This window comes from Runella zeae DSM 19591 (assembly GCF_000423565.1).
GTDB lineage: Bacteria > Bacteroidota > Bacteroidia > Cytophagales > Spirosomataceae > Runella > Runella zeae.
Genome location: NZ_KE384040.1, coordinates 152,320 through 171,103, shown reverse-complemented (window position 1 = coordinate 171,103; position 18,784 = coordinate 152,320). Strand labels below are relative to the sequence as shown.

Sequence of the window (18,784 nt, the reverse complement as noted above, 5' to 3'; positions counted from 1 at the left end):
AAATATTCATCATCGAAATGTGCTTCATTTTTTATTCAACAATCAATAAAAAGCCCTTCGTCGGGGTGATTTCCAAAAAGTCATCTTTGGAGAATGACTGTCCCTGTTGAAAATTTTTAATGGTAGGAATCCTAAATTTTACCTTTGCGGGATCCATTCCAATGGCTTTCCAGTCTATATTCAGCTTTACTTTTACGGTTTCGGGTGCCCATGATGCCACCGAAATAAGAGTTTTACCTTGGTGTACATAAGCCGTAGCCAGCACTTTTTCATGATCCGTTTTTATAGGGCAATTTTCCTCCCAATAGCCGCTCATTTGGGCATGGGCAATGTCGAACTCATCCCAAATTTTCCAAATATCGCGCGGGTCGCAACTGACACCTTCCGTAAACCACGGATAGCGAACCGTCATGCCATAGACCATGCCTCGCCACGGATTACCGCCGCTGTGTAGCATATCGCCCATGTGTCCAAACGGAATACCTGAAACTTCGACCATCCAGTTTTCGGGCGACATTTTATCGTAATTAAAACTCTCGCCAAACCACAATTTATTGAGATACGGAAAGTACTCGGTGTATTGATTGGCAGGGCCTTTTGAAAAACCCGTGTTGGAGTGCAAATCAAGCAAACAACCTGGTTTTACGGCGTTCATCACCTTCCGCATTCGTTTTAGCATGGTACGGTCAAAGGCTACATCGTCGAGGTAAAGCCCGTCAATATCAACGTTTTTGACCAACCATTGAAGGCCATTGATGTAATAATTGTACCATCTCGATTTGCCTCCCGTCCGAATCGCCGCGTCGCATTCTTCGTAACCGTTGATTTTGTTAAACCATTGAACATCATAATGCTCTACCAAATGCTCTCGCAACCACGGGAATCCTCCTCCTTTACCATCGGCAAAAATTTCATCGCCCAAACTCCGCAACGCCCACAGTTCAGGAAGTTGGTTGGTCAATTCTCGAATCGTGTAATAAATCTTGACTTTTAAGCCCTTGCTGTGCCAATAGTCCACAAAGTTTTTCATGCTATCGACCGCAATAAAGGGATAATTAATGTACGGATTAATCGGGTTGGCGTGGTGAACGTTGGTAATCTTGATGCCCGAAGCCAAATCTTTCAACGAAGGCGCAGGCTTATTCCCATCGTGATAATAACGATTGGTAAATTGGTCATAGGTATCTTGTTTTTTGACGGGGGTTAGCAAGAGACGAAACCCAAAGTCAAGGCTTTCTCCTGCTTTCATCGTCCGTTCTCCCGAATAAGTGGTCGCAATGGTTTGATTTCCAGTGCTTGACAAACGAAAACCTCCTTTGTTGCTATTGTACCATGACGACGGAGGCGCTGGATGATACAGATTCAATAGAGGCCCCGTATAGTCAGCCCCCAACATCTCACACTGTAACCCCGCCTTCACAGAACCAATCCAATACGAGTCCTGTGGGCCTTTCCATTTCCATTGGTAATCAGCGGGGCAAAAGCCACCAGGCAGTCCCATGCCCATAAAATAAATCGCATTGGCTTTCTCGACAGGAATCTCTAACCGAACGTCTTTTATGTTGAGGGACATCTGTGTTTTTAAGCGAATATTGTACAGCAATGTTCCATCAAACTCAATGCTTCCGTTGCACAGAAGATTGAATCCGCGAACTTTTCCTTCGGCCACCCACGAGACCACACCCTTATTGTTTTTGGTAAATCGAAGGGAGGAAGGAGTAATTTTTTCCACTCCCGCCTCCGTTTCGACCACAAACACTAAGGGGTTACGTAGCAAGTGTTGTTGATTGACCCTCATCGACTCAGGAAAGCCCGACTCATTGAGCGACACTTCGCCCATGAGGTATGAAATCTTTTTTCCGACTCTTTTCAATGCCGTGTAAGGGGCAACGGGTTGGTCATCAATGCCTAAAGTTGAGTTTAACCAACGCAGTCGAGAATGCCGCCAAGGCTCGCTATCCCCTCGGTCGGGCAGCTGTTGGTTGATTACGTCTATGATGACTTTTATCGTTTGCAGTGCTTCATTTTCGGCCGAGATTGTCACGTCAAATGAATGTTTTCCCAGTTTTTCGGTAGGTGAGATATCCACCCCAAACCAAAGCGGCTGGATTTTTCCTTGGGCTATGTCCACCTTTTTAGAGAACGGATGCCCGTCGGCATCGATGCCTCCCGTGTTGAAACAGGTTACTTTATTGCTCCCTGAAAACGTCACTTTGAGGTTTTTTAGCTCCTTTTTAGCCGCAAAAACGGCAATCTGAAACGCGTAGTATTCGTTGCGGAATGCCTTGCCATTAAACACATTGGAAGATTTTTGCGCCACCCAACGATAGGCTATATTTTCGGTCATTCGAACGGGAAACTTCCTATCTTCGGGAAAAAGTAGGAAATTTTTATTCTCATGCTCAATCAGCGCCGTTCGTTCCGCTTGGGTCGCGCCCACTTCCATCGGATAAAAACTGTCAAAAGCTGTCCGTGATTCTATTTTCAACACGGGGGCTTGCGGAAGCGATTTTGCCTCAAAATCATTGGTCAAAAGTCGATGTTTTTCGACCCACGCTTGGTTGGGTTTGTTTTCAGGGGTTAAATACTTTCCATCCCACCAACCCACGTTCTTTTTTCCCGCAAAAGGCATGTAATACACGTAAAAAACACCTGTGTGGGTCGGTTCAAACACAAACTCACCGCTTTCTTTTTCTATTCTAATCCGATGAATGTTCATGACTTCTTTTCCATTTTCATCGGTGATTAAAAGGCGTTTTTCTTGGGGGTTCGCATCTCTTCGACGCCATTGGATTTTTGTATAAACGGCCTCCGTAGGCTGGGCTACGCTAATGACCACGCGGTGATTTCCATAGTCTTCCTGCCAAGGCGTGGTGGCTACAGCATACGGGTGAATTTGGGCTTGTAATGTTCCAAAAGCGAAACACAAAAAAGTAAAAAAGGGTATGATTGATTTCATGAAGGCGTGGGGTTTATGTATCGGTTTAGTCAACCCTGCCAAGGTTTTGAACCTTGGCAGGGTTATCGTCAGACCTTCTAAATTTTAAAAACTTGGAAGGTCTATTAAGGCTATTACCAACCCATTTTAACGGACGATTTATCCATGTGCGAGCTAGTCAATACAGGTTTCCAGTCGGCGGGAAAAGAATTGTCGGTGAGGGTGACATCTTTGCATGCTTCAATTTTGAATGTAGTTTTATCGGCCGTAAAATCTACCGTTTTTGACGAAATGATTTTGTTGTGGCGAAACACCAATCCATCCACACTTTTAGCTGTCAGCAACGGTGCAACTGAGGTTTTGAAGGTATTATTTTCGATTCGTATGTTTCGATGCACATAAAAACCATTGACTAAATCATGGTTTTCGGGTGCAATTGCAATCACATAACTACCTGGTGTTGAATTATATCCACATTCTTCAAACACATTATTACGAATCACTACATCTTGCACGGGACCTGACTCAAACCAACTCGCGGCATCGTCGGCAATGAGAATGGCGTGCATTCCTGTTTTGTAAAATTGATTATTTTCAATTACTACTTTACGGCGCGTGGTCATCAAAATCCCGCGCGTATTTGTCCGTTCAAAGCGACAATTACGTATCGTCACTTCGGGCGTCCAAGTGAGGTTTTCGATGCACTGCCCCACCGCCACGTTGGCAGCAAAAGGCTTGTCGGTTTCTATTTCCATCTCCCGTTTATTTTTCAAGACGGCGTTTTTAAGTTTGGCATAAGCGATGGGTTGCAGCGTTTTTGGGTTCACAAACGCAATGCTATCTCCTTTAAAAAATGCCTCAAAACCGTACGTTTGGTGGTGCATAAACCGCACCGTGAGTTTGTTAGAACCCGTTTTGGCTACAATCTGCAAATGCGTTCCGTGAACATTGATAGGGTCATCGTGCGCACCTGAAGTGAAACAACTGTCAACCAAGATTTTACCCTTACATCCCGAAAAATGAAAACAGTCGGCAAAGGCACTGACAATCCGCCCCGATTCGAGACGAGGCGCCACGCTGACTTTTCGGATGGTGATATTTTCGGAGAACTGCGATACTACGCCCAATCCGTGCATGTAGTGCAAATTGATGTTGTACAACAACACATTATGACTAAGCGTGATAAATCCACCGCAATTGTCGCGGTAGGTGTCACGAATCGAGAGCCTCTCTCCTGCTTTTAATTTCATTTTGGAAAAATCTCCCGTAAATACAACCTCGCACCGTTGTTTTTCTTCCGCTTTGCTCTCCAAAAACGCCCTAAACGAGCTGTATTTCATGGTTTGGTCGGTTTCATTGAAAACAATGGTGTGGTGATTATTGCTTTTCCAACCTTCTCCGTAAAAACCAAATTTTCCATTTTTGATAAAATAACGCGTGTCAGGATGCAGCTTGGTTTCCACTTTGGTGGGCGATACCGACGTCAGTACCAACTCACTCATGGTAGGCCGTTCGTAGTCAAAAGAGAGGTTGCGAATCGTGATGTTTGAAGACTTAAAAAGGGCAAAAGCTACCATTTTTCCATGCAAGTAAATCTGCGTTCCGTTGCCTTCAATCGTTAGGTTTTTGAACTCTCTCAGCAAAAAAGCGACGTTTTTAACCTTCGACAAAGTGTCATTTTCTGTACTGTTTGAAATATAGATTTCCTGTTTGTAAGCACCATCGGGCCACAAATCCAAACGCCCACCTGGCAATACAAGCGTGGCGTTGGATACTTTTCGGCACTGTTCAATGGCTTTAACGAGTGCAGGGCTAGCGTTTTCGTAGCTGTCGGGTTTGGCTCCAAAGTTGCTTAAAAGTACTCGTTGTTGGGCAATGGTCATCTGGCAGAAGCACAGCAATAAAAATAAGCCGAGACACTTCAATTTAAGGTTATTCATGGGTTTCAGGTAGGATTTTCGTTGTTCCGATGTAGTTATGAAACATCTTCAAATCTTCAGATGCTTTGGTGACAATGGGCTTTTTACAGCCCCAAAAAACATTGTTTTGAATCGTAACACCCGAGGCGCCCGCCACCGAAATGCCGCATTCAGCATTTTCACCTTCTATTAGGTTTCCTTCAATCAGGATGTTTTTATGAATCCCTGCTACGGAAATATCGGGAGCTTTGACATTGATAGCAATGGCCGACGCACCGTCGTTGGTTCCGTCACCGCGCCCGCAACGTAGGATTCTATTGTTGCGCACAATGACATTTTCCGATCCCGCCCCTTCGCGCCAATCTCCCTCGGCACCAATATGAATGGCAGTTCCTGTGCTTTCTTTGAAAGTACAATTTTCAATCAATACATTGCGAGTTTTGACCAACACCGCCCGCGCCAAATGACTACCTACGTACGAATTGACAAACTCCAAACGTGGCAATCGAGTCACATCGATGAGGTAATAATTTTCTAAATCGTCGGGCAAAGGTTTGTGGAGCATAATGGTTGTGTTCCAGTCCTTGGGCTTGGGTTCTGATTGGATAACGGTGTATTTTCCTACCACGGCTAATGTCTTCCGCGAAACGAGTTCGAGCACGTCGCCTTTGTCGGGATAGTCGAGTACCATGGCGTGCGTACCCCACGCTTTCTCTATTTCGATGACGTACTTTTGCGGAGCTAACTTCTTTTTAATCAACTGATAATAGCCGTGTACGTTGGTTGCATCGTCGCCTTGACCTTCAAATGTACAGCCATCAAATCGTATCCTACCTTTGCAAGAAGTAAAGTGCGTAGCGTCGGTATTGGTGGATTGGTACAAGCCCGGACGCGGGACAATGCGCAGGCCATTCATCAAAATATTTTCGGACCGGTGCCCCACAATACCCATACCAGGCTGAGAATGAATCGTGACTTGAGTTAAAATAGTGTTGGTTGATTCGTTGATAAGAATCGCAGGGCGAAAGTGAAACATGTGATTTATCAACGCCACGTGCCCAAGGAGTTTTTGGGGATACGAAGCCCAAATCCGAATCGTTTTGGCGTCAATCAGTTCATTCTTTTTTGGGAAATAAATGCTTTTACCCAAAAGTCGGTTTTTACTCAAATCCCAAAACATCAACCGCAGCATCAGCAGGTTGTTTCTAATCGGAAATTCCTTGGAAAATTGCACATCAAAATAGCCATCCCCTTCATTCACCACCACTCCTTCGCTATGAGGCATGGTTTCGTAATCGATGGTCAACCCTTTAATGGTGAGGTTTTTACAATTTTCTATAGACACAGGTTCCATCCACCCTCTTACGCTCAATTGCGCCCCTGCGGCTTCCACTTCGAGAGAGTTAATTCCCTCAAAATGAATACCTCGGCTGTACGGGTAATACGGCGTAAATACCACATCTTGCGGATTGCGGCCCATTTTGCCATCCAGCACATCATACATGAGCTGAATGGCTTTGGGTTCGCTAATAAGGTACTTCCCTGCGGGAAATACCAGTTTTTTTACCCGATTTGCTTTACAATAATCCACGGCCTTCTGAATAGCTTCGCGGTCATTGAGGGTATCGTCGGGTACGGCGCCAAATCTCGTCACCGACACTTGGCTAAAAATAGTAAAGGTGTGGATAAATAAAACTACAAATAGTATTACGCTTTGTCGGAAAGCCATAAGAAATTAGGTTTAGAGAAACTCAAAAATAACCTTCCAACCTAAACAAGACCTTTTATTTTTACAATAAATAAGTGAAAACTTAATTCGTAAAATTGCCAATCTTCACTACCCAAACGCGGCTATCGCCGTTGGCTGCCGTGATTTTGTACTTACGTGGTTGGGAAAAATCACCTGGCAAACCTGGCTGCGGGGCACCTTCCAAAGGCTCCATGGTAGCAGCAGGCGAAATATTGGTCATCAGTACCAACCGACTTTTGGAGACTTTGGCTTTTTCTTCGGCCGTAAATGCCCCCGACGCCGCAGGTACAGTTACGTTGAAAATCAGCGAATCAAGCGAAGCACCAGCCGTACTTTCTTTCCGCTTAAATTGCTTTTGAGTGAGCGTAAGCGTCACATTCCGCACCATAGGGCTTCCCCCCGACATTACTTTGGAATCTTCAAAGCGATACTCCATAAAAACCTCCGTGATAAGGGCATCCTTAAATTTGGGCAAATTATCTTCCAGTCCATATTTGAGGCAGGAAGACAAGCTCAATGCCATGCCTAGCATAAGCAAATACTTTATTTTATGTATTGTTTGCATTGTCTTTCTCATTTGTTTGTAAAGGTTTACCAGTTAGGATTCTGAGTCATCGCCCCATGACGTACTATTTGCGAATTCTGAATCGGCAACAAGTAACGGCGGGTTTCGTCAAACATACGCTGATCGTTGAGTTGGAAATTAATCACTTCGATGCGGTAGCCTTTGCGCGTTGCGTTGATTTCCATAAACGTCGGTTTCTCCAACAATTCCGCGATTTTAGCCCCAGGAGCAGCCCCTCCGTTGGCATTGCCGCCGTATTTTCCCCAGCGCAGCAAGCTCCAGTAATAGTCTTTTTCTTTGAAAAGCTCCACCCTACGCTCCCGTTTGTAGTCTTTCCAAGCAGCCTCGGCTGTGGTAGCCGTAGAAGGCGGCAAACCACCGTGGCCTTGACGAGTGATGTTGAGCGTGGTTACGGCTTCTGCAATTTTGTTTTGCATCAACAACGCCTCCGCTTTGTTCAAATACACGCGCCCCATGCGGAAAATCACCCAGTGATAATCCACCGGCGTATTGTAAAAAGGCCGTGGAGACACGTTGTAAATTCCTTTGCGGAAATAAGCATTGGTGATTTGGGTACAACAGCCCGAGTTCAGGCTTCCTTTAATCATACGGTTCAGGTTTCCGTTGCGGTTGGTTGTCACCAATTCGCCATACCAAGCCGTTGAATCATAGACGATTGAAGCCGCCAAGCGCTTGTCACGGTTGTTATAAATGATTGCATTGATGCTTCCCGAACCCGTCACTACGGCACTGTCAAGGAAGGGGGATTGTTTTTTGGTTACATTTTTCAAAAACTGCGACGATTGATCCCATTTCACCGCTTTGGAAGGGTCGGCGGCATCAATGACCAAGTATTCGTCAATGATATTTTGGGTGGGTGAATATTTCCCCCAATCCTCAAACACTTTATCCAATTTGAACAATGGCGTAGCGTTCCGCAATTTGAGGTCGTCGTTGTTCACATTGGGGATGGCCTCTTGCATATCTGCAATGTTTGATACCACAGTATTGGACTTATCGCGGTAGGTAGCGAGCAAGATTTCGGGTGAAAATCTAGCTTTTTCGTTAAACATTCCTTCGTAATCAGCTTCTAATGGCTTGCCCGTTGCAATCACGGCATTGGCTGCCTCTATCGCTTTTTGGTAGTAAGTGTTATCGCCTGTATAAGCGGCTGCTTGCAAGGCGGCTTCAGATTTGAGCGCATAAGCCGATGCCTTGGTCGCAATCCCCGCAGGCGAAGAAGCAGGCAAGCCCGCAATCGCGTCATCTATATCCTTCATGATTAGGTTATAGGTTTCGGCGATATTGGTCGTTTGAGGCAAAGCATAGTTTGTTTCGTTTTCGGTCAATACTTTATCCACCCATATTACCCTTCCAAAACGGCGCGCAAGCCAGTAATACGTCATAGCTCTCAAAAACTTCCCGTGCGCTACCAATTCTACTTTATCACCTTCTGCTAAAGCGGCCGACGCATTGGCTTTTTCGATGATGAGATTACAGCTACGGATTTTGCTAAATTGGTTAAAACCGTAGTCGTCATCTCTCGTAATTGACTCTCTTGTAAAGGCGTTTCCATCACTTTGGATAATGTTACTCGTTCTAACTTCGTCCTCAACGGTATTAGTATATAAACCTAACACTGATGAATATACGCCGTTGACAAAAAGCATGGCATTGCTCTTTGAACTCCACACGGCTGTCTCATCAAATTTGTCAAAAGGCCGTGTGTCGTCCAATTGCTTACAGGAGTAAATACAAACACTAAGAACCGTTAGTGCCAAAACTATTTTTGTGATATATCGTTTCATTGCTTTCAGTTGCTTTGAGTTAAAAACCTAGATTCACGGATAAGGCATACACGCGCTGCGACGGATAATCGTAGTTGTTGTTGCTCCCCGTTTCGGGGTCAAGGCCGTATTGTTTGATCTTCGAAAACGTGAGTAAGTTGGTAGCACTCAACGTCACCCTCAGGTCTGAAATGAATTTTAGGTCTTTGGAAAGATAATTTTTAAAGTTGTAACCTACCTGCAAGGCTTTCAAGCGCAAGTAGCCTGCGTTTATCACCCAAAAATCGGACGTAACGGCATTATGGCCCCCGTTGACGGCTGCACCCGAAATCAAGCGCGGGAATTGCGAATTTCCTGCTCCCGGCTCCCAGTGATTTTTGGTTTGAAACTCATAGCGGATGTTGGTTGAATAATTACTCTGGATGACATCTCCCAAATAAATGCTACGTTTGCCGCTCCCTTGCCAAAGCATGTTCATAAACCAGCCTCCGTAGGTTAAATCAGCCGTAAAACCGAACGTCACTCGTGGGAATGCCGACTTTCCTACCCTTCTAAAATCATCACCGTCGATTTTCCCGTCGCCATTAACGTCACGATAAATAATATCGCCAGGGGCAACGGTAGAAGCCATTCGGCGCGGGCTGTTCATAATATCAGTTGAGTTTTGGTACAAGCCCGCCGACAAATAAGCCGTTTGTAAGAACCCAATTTGGTGATACGAAGTCGTATTGGGGTTTTTAAGGGTGGTGCTATCCTCATTGGGGTTTACTTCCCAGAGTTGGTCAAATTTCACAAAATTTGAGCCAAGGGTGTATTTCAATTTACCGATTTTGTCGCTGTATTTGACCGAAAAGTCAAAACCCGCTCTTCTAAATGCCCCGTTTGATTTGCGAGTAGGTAAGGCCGTTCCGAGAGGGTCGGTGTAGCCTACGCCTGATGGAGAAGCCAAATAGCCCGTAGTACGCAGGTAAAAATAATCTAGACTTCCGCTGAGTTTATTTCCCAAGGTTCCAAAATCAAAACCTGTATTGAACGATTGTTGGTCATACCAACTGATGTCGGGGCTTGGAATGCTCGGGGCATTGAGGCTTGGTTGCAACACCCCACCTACTACGTAGCCGCCGCCGGTAGAATAGCCCGGCACATATGCAAAGCTGCTCACGCCCGAATTTTGTCCAACGGAACCATACGATATTCTGGCTTTCAAGAAGTTAATGATGTTTTTTTCAACCAAACTTCCCATAAAGTTTTCGTGAGAAATCAACCACCCCAACGCTGCACCGGGGAAAAATCCTTTTCTTTTTCCCGCCGGAAACAAGTCGCTCCCATCATAGCGAAAGCTTCCTTCAAACAAATATTTTTCTTTGAAATCATAACGAACGCGCCCCAGCCAGCCATTTCTGACGTTTTCAAAAGCCGAACCATTGTTGGTAGCTGTCGCTTGAGGGCCCGCAAAAATTTGGTCAATCCCAAACACATACGAGTTTCGGCCTGTGCTAAAGTTTTCGCTATAGCCATAAGCTTCTTCATAGCCCAGCATGGCAGAGACATTGTGACCGCCAAATTTTCTTTCATAATTTCCAAACCCTTGCAACACATAATTATAGCCCGTAGTAGTCGAAACTCCAAGATTGGGTTGATTTGTACTAGCAGGGGTAGAACTTCCTATGGCATACTGAGGAGCTGTAATATTCCAAGACTTCCCAAAAGCCTGTACCTGACTCAAGTTTCCATTGGCCCGAAATGACAAACCTTCTACGCCTGGCACTTTCCAATCAAAGTTCAGCAAGGCATTAAGATTGCGGTCTTGGTTACGGACATAGCCACTACGAGGGTCGATTTCTACGATTGGGTGGTCGCCTTTGTTGGCGTATTTGGTTTGTTCCAAATCAGCATAAGCTTTGTCGAAAGGAGGGGCATTTTGGATGTGACTCCATACTGCAAAGTAGCCACTTCCATATCCGCTTGCATTGTCGCGGCGAGTTTCGTCAACGCCATAAATGGTCATGCTGGTTTTCAAGCCAATTTTGGCAAAATCCCCCGTTAAGCTCAGTCGATAATTGTATCTTTTCAACCAGTTGGTATTAAATTTATACAAAGTTCCTTGGTTAAAATAACCCAATGAGGCATAATATTTAATTTGCTCATTACCACCGTTTAGCGATAAATTGTGATGCTGTTGCGGCGCAAATTCTTTTAGCACCAGCTTTTGCCAATCGTTGTTTGGAAAGTTGAGTGGGTCGGTTTGGTCGCGGTATTTTTGAACATCACTTTCTGAATATCGACCCTGATTGCCTTCTTTGATATCCACCTGATTTACGAGCGACACCAATTCGTACGAACTGATTTTGCGCGGCAAATAAGTTGGCTGCGACAAGTCATGTCCAAAGTTGTAATTGATAGAAAGCTTTTTGTTACTTCCTCTTTTGGTTGTTACCAAAACCAATCCATTTCCTGCTGCTACCCCATAAATCGCCGTGGCGGGGCCGTCTTTAAGGAAAGAGATGTTTTCAATATCATTAACGGCAAGGGTTTGAAATTGAAATTCGGTAGAAATAATATCATCAATGACGTACACCGGTGTGCCGCCTCCTCTTAGCGAAATAGAGGGTTTTTTGCCCGGCCCGCCGCCGCTGTTGGTAACAATAATCCCCGGAATCCGTCCACCTAGCGTTTCTCCTACTGAAGCTGCTCCGAGATTGGTTATTTTTTCGGCTTCTAAAGTTGAAACAGACGTGATGTTTTTTTCTTTTTTAATAGTACCATAGCCCACCACAATCACCTCTTCCAAGGCTTTGATATCGGCAACGAGCGAAACATTGATGGTGGTTCGGTTATCGACCAAAACCTCTTGAGGCTGATAACCAATAAATGACAAAACCAAAACAGCTTTGCCGTCAGGTACATTGATTTCGTAGGCGCCGTTGCCATTGGTAGTAGTACCACGAGTGGTGCCTTTGATAGTAATGCTTACGCCAGGTAGTTTTTCACCTTTTTCGTCGGTCACTACTCCTTTCACCCCCCAATCCACATTGCCTACTACTTGAAGTTTTGAGGGTTCTTCAATTTCGTACAACAAACCCGTTTTGGGGGTATTTTCTTTTCTTAACACAATCTTCTTACTCACTACTACATACTTAATACTGAGCGGCTTGAGCATCTTGTTAAGTACATTGGAGAGAAGTTCATTTTTTTCGCTCACAGTTACTTTCTGGCTAAGATTCAGGGTACGTGAGTTGTAGGAAAACTTGACATGGGCGGTTTTTTCAATTTCAGACAATGCATTTTCTAAGCTCACATTGTTGAGAACAAGCGTCACTTTTGAGTCAAGCATTTCTTGCCCTTTTGCGGGCGTGGCCATTGCTATTCCCACAAAAACAACAGCAAGTATCATTTGAAACACCGATATTTTCACGATCTGAAAAAGTAGCCGTTGGTGAATAAAACTTTTTTCCATACTTTTGATTGTTAGGTTTAATACTAATAGGACTGGTATTGGCATGACGTTTCCTTTCCTTTGCAGAGGATTCAGGAAAGCTCTAAGCGTTGGAATGTTGCAGCATTTCGACGCTTTTCTTTTTTATTTCTTTTTTTAATACATAGGCAGGGTTTAGGGGGGTTAGTTGCAGCCAGTTGAAATTATTGTAATCTGATTTCCATTCATTTCGTAGCGAGTATCACTTCCCAAACTTTCACATATTATTTTAAGCTTTTCGGGAAGCGGTTCATCGCTGAGCGAAGTAGTCATATAGCAATCTTTTAGCTTTTCTTGCGGGTATTCTATCTTCACCAAATAGGCTTGCTCAATGGTCGTAAATATCTGCTGGACAGGTATATCACGAAACTCAAAGCTCAGTTGTTCAATAGTATTGGTAGAAGCAATAAGCGGTTTGTCTTGGGTAATATCCAAGATTTTTTCAAATGAGAGGTTGTTTCTTACAAACCTTGCAGCTTGATTAGGCAAAAGCATGATTCCTTCTTGGGTATCTGATTGTATTTCTTCATTGGGCATCACTTTTACTTTTCCTGTACGCACTACTACCTCCACATTGGGCTGCGTAGGATAGGCTATCACTCTAAAACTCGTTCCGTATACCTTAGTCACCACTTCATTGGCATAGACATAAAAAGGCTTGCTAGGATTTTTGCTGATTTCAAAAAAGCCTTCTCCTGATAGATACACCTTTCGCTCGTTGCCGCTGAATTCTTTGGGGTAGCTTAGTTTACTTTTGGGCTGTAAGAGTACCGAGCTAGCATCTGCCAAAGTGATAAGTTGAGGTTTGTTAGAATTGTTGGTTTGCTCAATCAACCCTTCAGTGTCTTTCTCTACCAAATCTTTATAAGTAATAACCGTATGAGTGGGGTTTCTTTGCAAAAGAAAATAAGCCGTAGTAGCCGCTCCTATTATCAAAATAGCCGCCGCTGCCCGAAACCAATGGGTCCGCCAAATCGACTTGCGTTCTTGAAAACTACCAATGGTCTGCCAAGTGTCTTGCAGGCTTATTTGAACTTCTTGCTCTGAAAGCTCAGTATCTTCTATTTTCATAGATACAATCCACAACCTCGCCTCTTGTACTAATTTGGCTCTTTCTGGACTCTCTAATGTCCATTCTTCCCAATGGGTGTGGTTTTCCTTAAATCGGACCCATCGCTGGAAAGATTCGTCGGAAAGGAAGTCTTCTACTTTGGTGTATAAATCGCGTGGTTGCATCTGAAAATCAATTTCAAACGCAGAGAGGACAGATAGTTTGTGGAGTACTCACTTATTTTTAAATTTTTTCAAAAAAAATTTACGAAGTGACAAAACTAAACATAAGAAGCAGTGAAATCGTCCCTTTCCATTCTTTGCGAAGGTGCAAAATAGCGCGCTGAAGGAGGTTTTTGACCGATTGATGATTGATGTCCAATATCTCGGCGATTTGCTCAAGCGAAAGTCCTTGGTGATAACGAAGATAGAGGGTTTCTTTTTGACGAGGCGGAAGGGCATTGAGGAGTTGGTTGAGTTGCTGTACTTCCAGCTCCATAGTTTCATCAGTAATGAGCTGATGCTCTATCGAAAACCTAACCGAAAACTCTAAATCTTCCAGAGAGGTGGTTTGGCGAAAAATGCGGTCGCGCTCATAAAGGCGGGCAATACGCTTACGAACACTGGAAAACAAATAGGCTTTTACCACCACATCTTCACTCAGCGAATGACGGTAAAGCCAAATATCCACAAATACATCTTGGACACAATCTTTCACCTTTTCGTGCGAGGGCATCAAGGTTTTTCCATAATTTACCAAGGGACTCAAATACTTTTCGAAAAGCATAGAAAAAGCATTTTGGTCATCAGCTATCAGCTGAGCCCAAAGAATCGAATCACTTATCTTTTCGGTATTTTTGCTTGTGTGGTACACCAACTTAGTTTATTATGGTATTTTGTGACTCAAATATAGTACATTTTCAAGCCACAAAATGACCTGTGTAAGTTTTTATTTATTAATTATATTATTATTCAACCTATACATATTATTAAATTTTAATTTATTCTCTAAAAGAATGCCCTCCCATAATGCCATAACTATTCCCTAGCGGTGAGATTTCCTTTGGCTAATACAACTATTTCTTTATCAGCTTAAAATCTAAAAGCGAACTTTGAGTTGTGAGTGCCTCTGCGTAATTTTAGACTTCTTTCTTAAACAAATATGGCCTTTTTGAAGAACCTCTTTCTCAATACCAAACATATTACTTTATATGGTTTACTCTTAGCTATTTTGGTATTTTTTCTGAAGTGGCTAGAGTGGAAGTTTCTGATTGTCAATCACTCATTGGACATCTACGCAGGGCTCATTGCAGTGTTTTTTACCCTATTAGGGATATGGATAGCTACGCAGCTTGTCAAAGCTAAGGTACAAACTGTAGTTATCGAAAAAAAAGTATATCTAACCCCTGAGATTATCAACGAGGACGAACTCGCAAAACTCAATCTAAGCAATCGCGAATATGAGGTATTACAACTCTTATCTCAAGGAAATAGCAATGCTGAAATTGCCGACCAATTGTGCCTTTCCTTGAGTACCGTCAAAACCCATGTTTCCAACCTCTTTGTAAAAATGGACGTCAAAAGCCGTACGCAAGCCATAGAAAAAGCCAAAAGACTCAATATAGTTGCTTGACCAAACTCCCACTTTAGTACGAAATAACCTTATTTTGATGATTTTGGTACTAAAGTATGAATACTCCTAAGTACGCTAGGTCTAGTTTTGTGACTTAACCAAAACAACAAACCAATGAAAAGAAACGTATGGATTTTTGGCCTAGTGATGGGAAGCATCTTATGTATCAACATGGTCTACATGGTACATCTATGTTATACCAACCCCGATTTTAAAAGCAACGACCTAGTTGGCTATGCCGGAATGGTCGTTATTTTTTCGCTGATTTTTTTTGGCGTAAAAAACCATCGTGACAAACAACTCGACGGATTTATTTCTTTTGGACAAGCCTTCAAAATGGGAATCCTGATTGCCACCATAGCCTCAATCATGTATGTAGTGGTTTGGCTGTTTTATTATTATTTATTTGTGCCGGACTATCTCGAAAAATACATTCTCCTCGTTTTGAAAGAAACACCCGCCGCCGACTTACCAGCCAAAACCAAAGAAATGGAGAATTTCAAAGAAATGTACAAAAACCCACTTTTTGTCGTTCTCATTACGTTTTCGGAAGTGTTTCCAGTAGGCTTGGTAGTATCGCTTATCAGTGCATTTTTTCTGAAAAGAAACAACAAAACAGCAGTAAGTCAAGAGTAATCATCCTCTTCGGAGGCATCTCCTAGCACCATATTTCCCACAGCATGTTCAAACACTTTTTTGTTTTTTTCAATTTGGTATTTTGTCTTTTTTTGAATGGTCAAGAAGTCACATCTCCTAAACCAAAGTTTAATTTTGACTTTGAGCTGCTAAAAAAAGAGGCTCCTGTCGGCTGGACCGAATACGGCAGTTCTAATTATACCCTCAGCTTAGATACTCTTTGCGTCAAAAATGGAAGATATGCTGCTTGTATCGAATACAAAACTGGAGAAACAGATTATAAAGCGTGGGGGTTTATCATCCCCCACAGCTACCTTGGCCGCACAATCACCCTTAGTGGCTATATTAAAACAGAAAATATTGCTGAAGGATTTGCAGGCTTATGGCTAAGAATCGACCCTGAAGTAGGCTATATAGATATGAGCCCGCAAAAAATCATGGGAACGAGTGATTGGACAAAATATGAGATAAAACTTAGCCTTAATCCTTCAAAAACAACCCAAATTCTAGTAGGTGGGATGTTGGTAGGGAAAGGAAAAATGTGGTTTGATGATTTAAGAATAAACATCGACGGCAAAGAAATAGAAAATCTGTCTCCATTTTTTCAAAAAGAATACCCTGCTCATAAAGACAGAACTTTTGATGAAGAATCACAGTTGAAACATCTCCCAACTGACAAAACAACCATCGAAAACCTCAAAGTACTGGGACTAATCTGGGGGTTTTTAAAATATTACCATCCCAGCGTAGCCCAAGGAAAATACAACTGGGACTATGAGCTTTTTAGAATTTTGCCTAGGCTACTGAATACCACTACTTCCACGCAAAGAGACAGTGTTTTGGTCAAATGGATTGATACTTTAGGGAACATTAGTACCAAAAAAGCCAAAAGCCCCAAGGCTTCTTTACTTAAAATATCCCCTGATTTAGATTGGATTAAAGAATACAACTTATCAACAGCATTGTCTTCTTCACTTTCCAAAATACAACATGCACATAGGTCTAATCGTCATTATTATGTAGAGCTACACTCCAATACAAGCCACCCCAATTTTAAAAATGAAAGTCCTTACGAAAACATGAGCTATCCCGACGTAGGATTTAGGCTTTTGTCGCTGTATAGATATTGGAATATCATTCAGTACTATTTCCCTTACAAAAACCTCATCCAAGAAGATTGGAAAAACGTACTTGAAGAGTTTATTCCCAAATTTATCAATGCCAACAACAACGCCGAATACACACTTACTACTTTAGAACTTATTGGTAGGGTTGGGGATACTCACGCCACTATTTTGGGAAACAACCGCGCTCTTAACCATTTCTTTGGAAATAATTACGCTCCTTTAGAAGTAACTTTCGTCGAAAACAAGCCCATTATTACGGGATTTTATCCAACAAAACCCCAAACAGAACACCAAGTGGTTATCGGAGATGTAATCACTCACGTCAACGATAAACCTATTGAGGATATCATTTTACAAAAATCAAAGTACACTCCTGCTTCCAATACCCCTACCCAATTGAGAGATATTGCCCAAAACTTATTAAGAAGCAATGACTCAATCATTCATTTTAGAATCCTACGAAACAAAATCCCAATAGATGTAAAAACAAAATTATTTGCTTTGAAAAACATACAGATATCTAGTAAGTATTATCCCAAAGATACCTGTTTTAAATATGTAGATAAAGGAATCGCTTACCTCAACAATAGTACCCTCAAAAAGGGATATTTACCAAGATTGATACAAGAAATCAAAAACTCAAAAGGGCTCATCATTGACAACCGAAATTATCCAACCGACTTTGTGTTAGACGATTTGTGCAATTTTTTAATGCCCACCAAACGCCCCTTTGTCAAGTTTACTAGTGGTAATATCCTTACTCCTGGGCTTTTTACTTTTAGCAAACCCGTCTCAGTCGGAAAGAAAAATAAAGATTTTTATAAAGGCAAAGTGGTGATTTTGATTAATGAATTATCGCAAAGTTCGTCCGAATTTCATGCGATGGCTTATCGAGTAGCCCCAATGCTCTCGTCCTTGGTTCCACCACTGCTGCTGCCGATGGCAATGTATCAAAGTTTTTTTTACCAGGTGGAATAAGCACATGGATAAGCGGAATTGGGGTATATTATCCTGACGGAAAAGAAACGCAAAGAATCGGTATCTTACCAGATATAATCCTTAGGCCTACCATCGAAGGAATCAAAGAAGGGCGAGATGAAATCATTGAAAAAGCCATTGAAATCATCCATAAAAAATAAAGTCATCTTCCTAAATTTACATCGAAGGAGACTGAAATCTGTCTCCTTCGGTATATTTTTCTATCAAACAGTGGCAATAAAAGGGGCTTTTCGGACAAAGTGGGTATCTGTAAGCTGTAAGATAAGAAAGTCGGCTAAATCGGTTGCGCTGATTTTATCTCCCTCACAATCCTCCAAACTCACCTTGACTTGTCCACGTTGGTCGGTTTGCTCAATCATTGGCAGCCTTACCAACGTCCAATCCACTTCACTATGCACCAGAAGCTCATATTCAAGCTGCTTGTTGGTGGTCGAAATCGGATAATTTTGCTTCATCCATTCGGTAGCAAAAGCTGTTTTAGGGCTTTTCTGGTCAAAAGGGGTATCTACATTCAGACCTGTAGTGAGGATGTAGCGGCCAATATCGTGCTTTTTCATCGCCTCTAGTACATGAGCAGTAGATTCACTAAAGATAGTAGGCTCACTAGGTGGAGCCCCTAATCCCAAAGTACTAATCACCGCTTGACAACCTTGTAACAGCGAATCAATAGAGGAAGCATCGGTCACATTGCCGTTTATAACCTCAACTAGCGAACTATCACTTTGAAAATGCGCTGGATTTCGAAGAAGAATTTTGATTTGAAAACCTCGATAAAGTAGCTCTTGTACAAGGTATTTACCAGATTTGCCTGTACCGCCGATGACGGCAACTTTTATATTTTGTTCCATTGTAGTCTTTATAAAATTTGAGAATCAATATGATTTTTCCCTTGTGCCAAGTGTCCA

Annotated in this window: 12 protein-coding genes; 3 read left to right on the top strand and 9 right to left on the bottom strand. The window is 42.7% G+C overall.

Features of this window, described 5'->3' with window-relative positions:
* Nucleotides 1-31: 31 nt before the first annotated feature.
* The 8 genes from G563_RS0126645 to G563_RS0126610 all read right to left on the bottom strand — a co-directional run bounded on the left by G563_RS0126645 (nt 32) and on the right by G563_RS0126610 (nt 14,358).
* Complete coding sequence (locus G563_RS0126645) at nt 32-2,959, bottom strand: glycoside hydrolase domain-containing protein (RefSeq protein ID WP_028668019.1); 2,928 nt, start codon at nt 2,957-2,959, stop codon at nt 32-34.
* Between the two features lie 113 nt (nt 2,960-3,072).
* A complete protein-coding gene (locus G563_RS35980) occupies nt 3,073-4,878 on the bottom strand; it encodes a right-handed parallel beta-helix repeat-containing protein (protein ID WP_084650989.1) in 1,806 nt (601 codons plus the stop codon).
* Nucleotides 4,871-6,586, bottom strand: coding sequence for a right-handed parallel beta-helix repeat-containing protein (locus tag G563_RS0126635; protein WP_028668018.1), 1,716 nt, complete (start codon nt 6,584-6,586; stop codon nt 4,871-4,873). The genes G563_RS35980 and G563_RS0126635 overlap by 8 nt, the downstream gene beginning before the upstream one ends.
* A gap of 82 nt (nt 6,587-6,668) precedes the next feature.
* Nucleotides 6,669-7,172: a DUF5018-related domain-containing protein gene (locus G563_RS0126630; protein ID WP_157585630.1), complete on the bottom strand. Its 504-nt coding sequence runs from the start codon at nt 7,170-7,172 to the stop codon at nt 6,669-6,671.
* A 26-nt stretch (nt 7,173-7,198) separates the two neighbouring features.
* Nucleotides 7,199-8,980 (bottom strand): RagB/SusD family nutrient uptake outer membrane protein, encoded by a 1,782-nt coding sequence (locus G563_RS0126625; RefSeq protein WP_028668016.1) that lies wholly within the window; start codon nt 8,978-8,980, stop codon nt 7,199-7,201.
* A gap of 19 nt (nt 8,981-8,999) precedes the next feature.
* Complete coding sequence (locus G563_RS0126620; RefSeq protein ID WP_051211226.1) at nt 9,000-12,416, bottom strand: SusC/RagA family TonB-linked outer membrane protein; 3,417 nt, start codon at nt 12,414-12,416, stop codon at nt 9,000-9,002.
* A 162-nt stretch (nt 12,417-12,578) separates the two neighbouring features.
* Nucleotides 12,579-13,670 carry a FecR family protein gene (locus G563_RS0126615; RefSeq protein WP_028668014.1) on the bottom strand — a complete coding sequence of 364 codons (1,092 nt, stop codon included), beginning with the start codon at nt 13,668-13,670 and terminating at the stop codon, nt 12,579-12,581.
* A gap of 79 nt (nt 13,671-13,749) precedes the next feature.
* Nucleotides 13,750-14,358: an RNA polymerase sigma factor gene (locus G563_RS0126610; RefSeq protein WP_051211240.1), complete on the bottom strand. Its 609-nt coding sequence runs from the start codon at nt 14,356-14,358 to the stop codon at nt 13,750-13,752.
* A 288-nt stretch (nt 14,359-14,646) separates the two neighbouring features.
* Between G563_RS0126610 and G563_RS0126605 the strand changes: the two genes are divergently transcribed.
* From G563_RS0126605 to G563_RS35975, 3 genes are all read left to right on the top strand, one after another.
* Nucleotides 14,647-15,117, top strand: a complete 471-nt coding sequence (locus G563_RS0126605) for a response regulator transcription factor (RefSeq protein ID WP_028668012.1) — start codon at nt 14,647-14,649, stop codon at nt 15,115-15,117.
* Nucleotides 15,118-15,231: 114 nt separating this feature from the next.
* Entirely contained in the window at nt 15,232-15,753 is a 522-nt protein-coding gene (locus tag G563_RS0126600; RefSeq protein ID WP_028668011.1) for a DUF4199 domain-containing protein, read from the top strand.
* Between the two features lie 44 nt (nt 15,754-15,797).
* A complete protein-coding gene (locus G563_RS35975; protein ID WP_157585628.1) occupies nt 15,798-17,858 on the top strand; it encodes a S41 family peptidase in 2,061 nt (686 codons plus the stop codon).
* Between the two features lie 224 nt (nt 17,859-18,082).
* On the opposite strand, the gene G563_RS0126590 is transcribed toward G563_RS35975, so the two are convergent.
* A complete protein-coding gene (locus G563_RS0126590) occupies nt 18,083-18,727 on the bottom strand; it encodes an NAD(P)-dependent oxidoreductase (protein ID WP_028668010.1) in 645 nt (214 codons plus the stop codon).
* Nucleotides 18,728-18,784: the final 57 nt, after the last annotated feature.

What these genes read in the sequence shown, in the direction of transcription:
- G563_RS0126615 (WP_028668014.1), bottom strand. Translation starts at nt 13,670, where the DNA reads ATGCAACCACGCGATTTATACACCAAAGTAGAAGACTTCCTTTCCGAC.
- G563_RS35975 (WP_157585628.1), top strand. Translation starts at nt 15,798, where the DNA reads ATGTTCAAACACTTTTTTGTTTTTTTCAATTTGGTATTTTGTCTTTTT.
- G563_RS0126625 (WP_028668016.1), bottom strand. Translation starts at nt 8,980, where the DNA reads ATGAAACGATATATCACAAAAATAGTTTTGGCACTAACGGTTCTTAGT.
- G563_RS0126635 (WP_028668018.1), bottom strand. Translation starts at nt 6,586, where the DNA reads ATGGCTTTCCGACAAAGCGTAATACTATTTGTAGTTTTATTTATCCAC.
- G563_RS0126600 (WP_028668011.1), top strand. Translation starts at nt 15,232, where the DNA reads ATGAAAAGAAACGTATGGATTTTTGGCCTAGTGATGGGAAGCATCTTA.
- G563_RS35980 (WP_084650989.1), bottom strand. Translation starts at nt 4,878, where the DNA reads ATGAATAACCTTAAATTGAAGTGTCTCGGCTTATTTTTATTGCTGTGC.
- G563_RS0126620 (WP_051211226.1), bottom strand. Translation starts at nt 12,416, where the DNA reads ATGGAAAAAAGTTTTATTCACCAACGGCTACTTTTTCAGATCGTGAAA.
- G563_RS0126630 (WP_157585630.1), bottom strand. Translation starts at nt 7,172, where the DNA reads ATGCAAACAATACATAAAATAAAGTATTTGCTTATGCTAGGCATGGCA.
- G563_RS0126605 (WP_028668012.1), top strand. Translation starts at nt 14,647, where the DNA reads ATGGCCTTTTTGAAGAACCTCTTTCTCAATACCAAACATATTACTTTA.
- G563_RS0126590 (WP_028668010.1), bottom strand. Translation starts at nt 18,727, where the DNA reads ATGGAACAAAATATAAAAGTTGCCGTCATCGGCGGTACAGGCAAATCT.
- G563_RS0126645 (WP_028668019.1), bottom strand. Translation starts at nt 2,959, where the DNA reads ATGAAATCAATCATACCCTTTTTTACTTTTTTGTGTTTCGCTTTTGGA.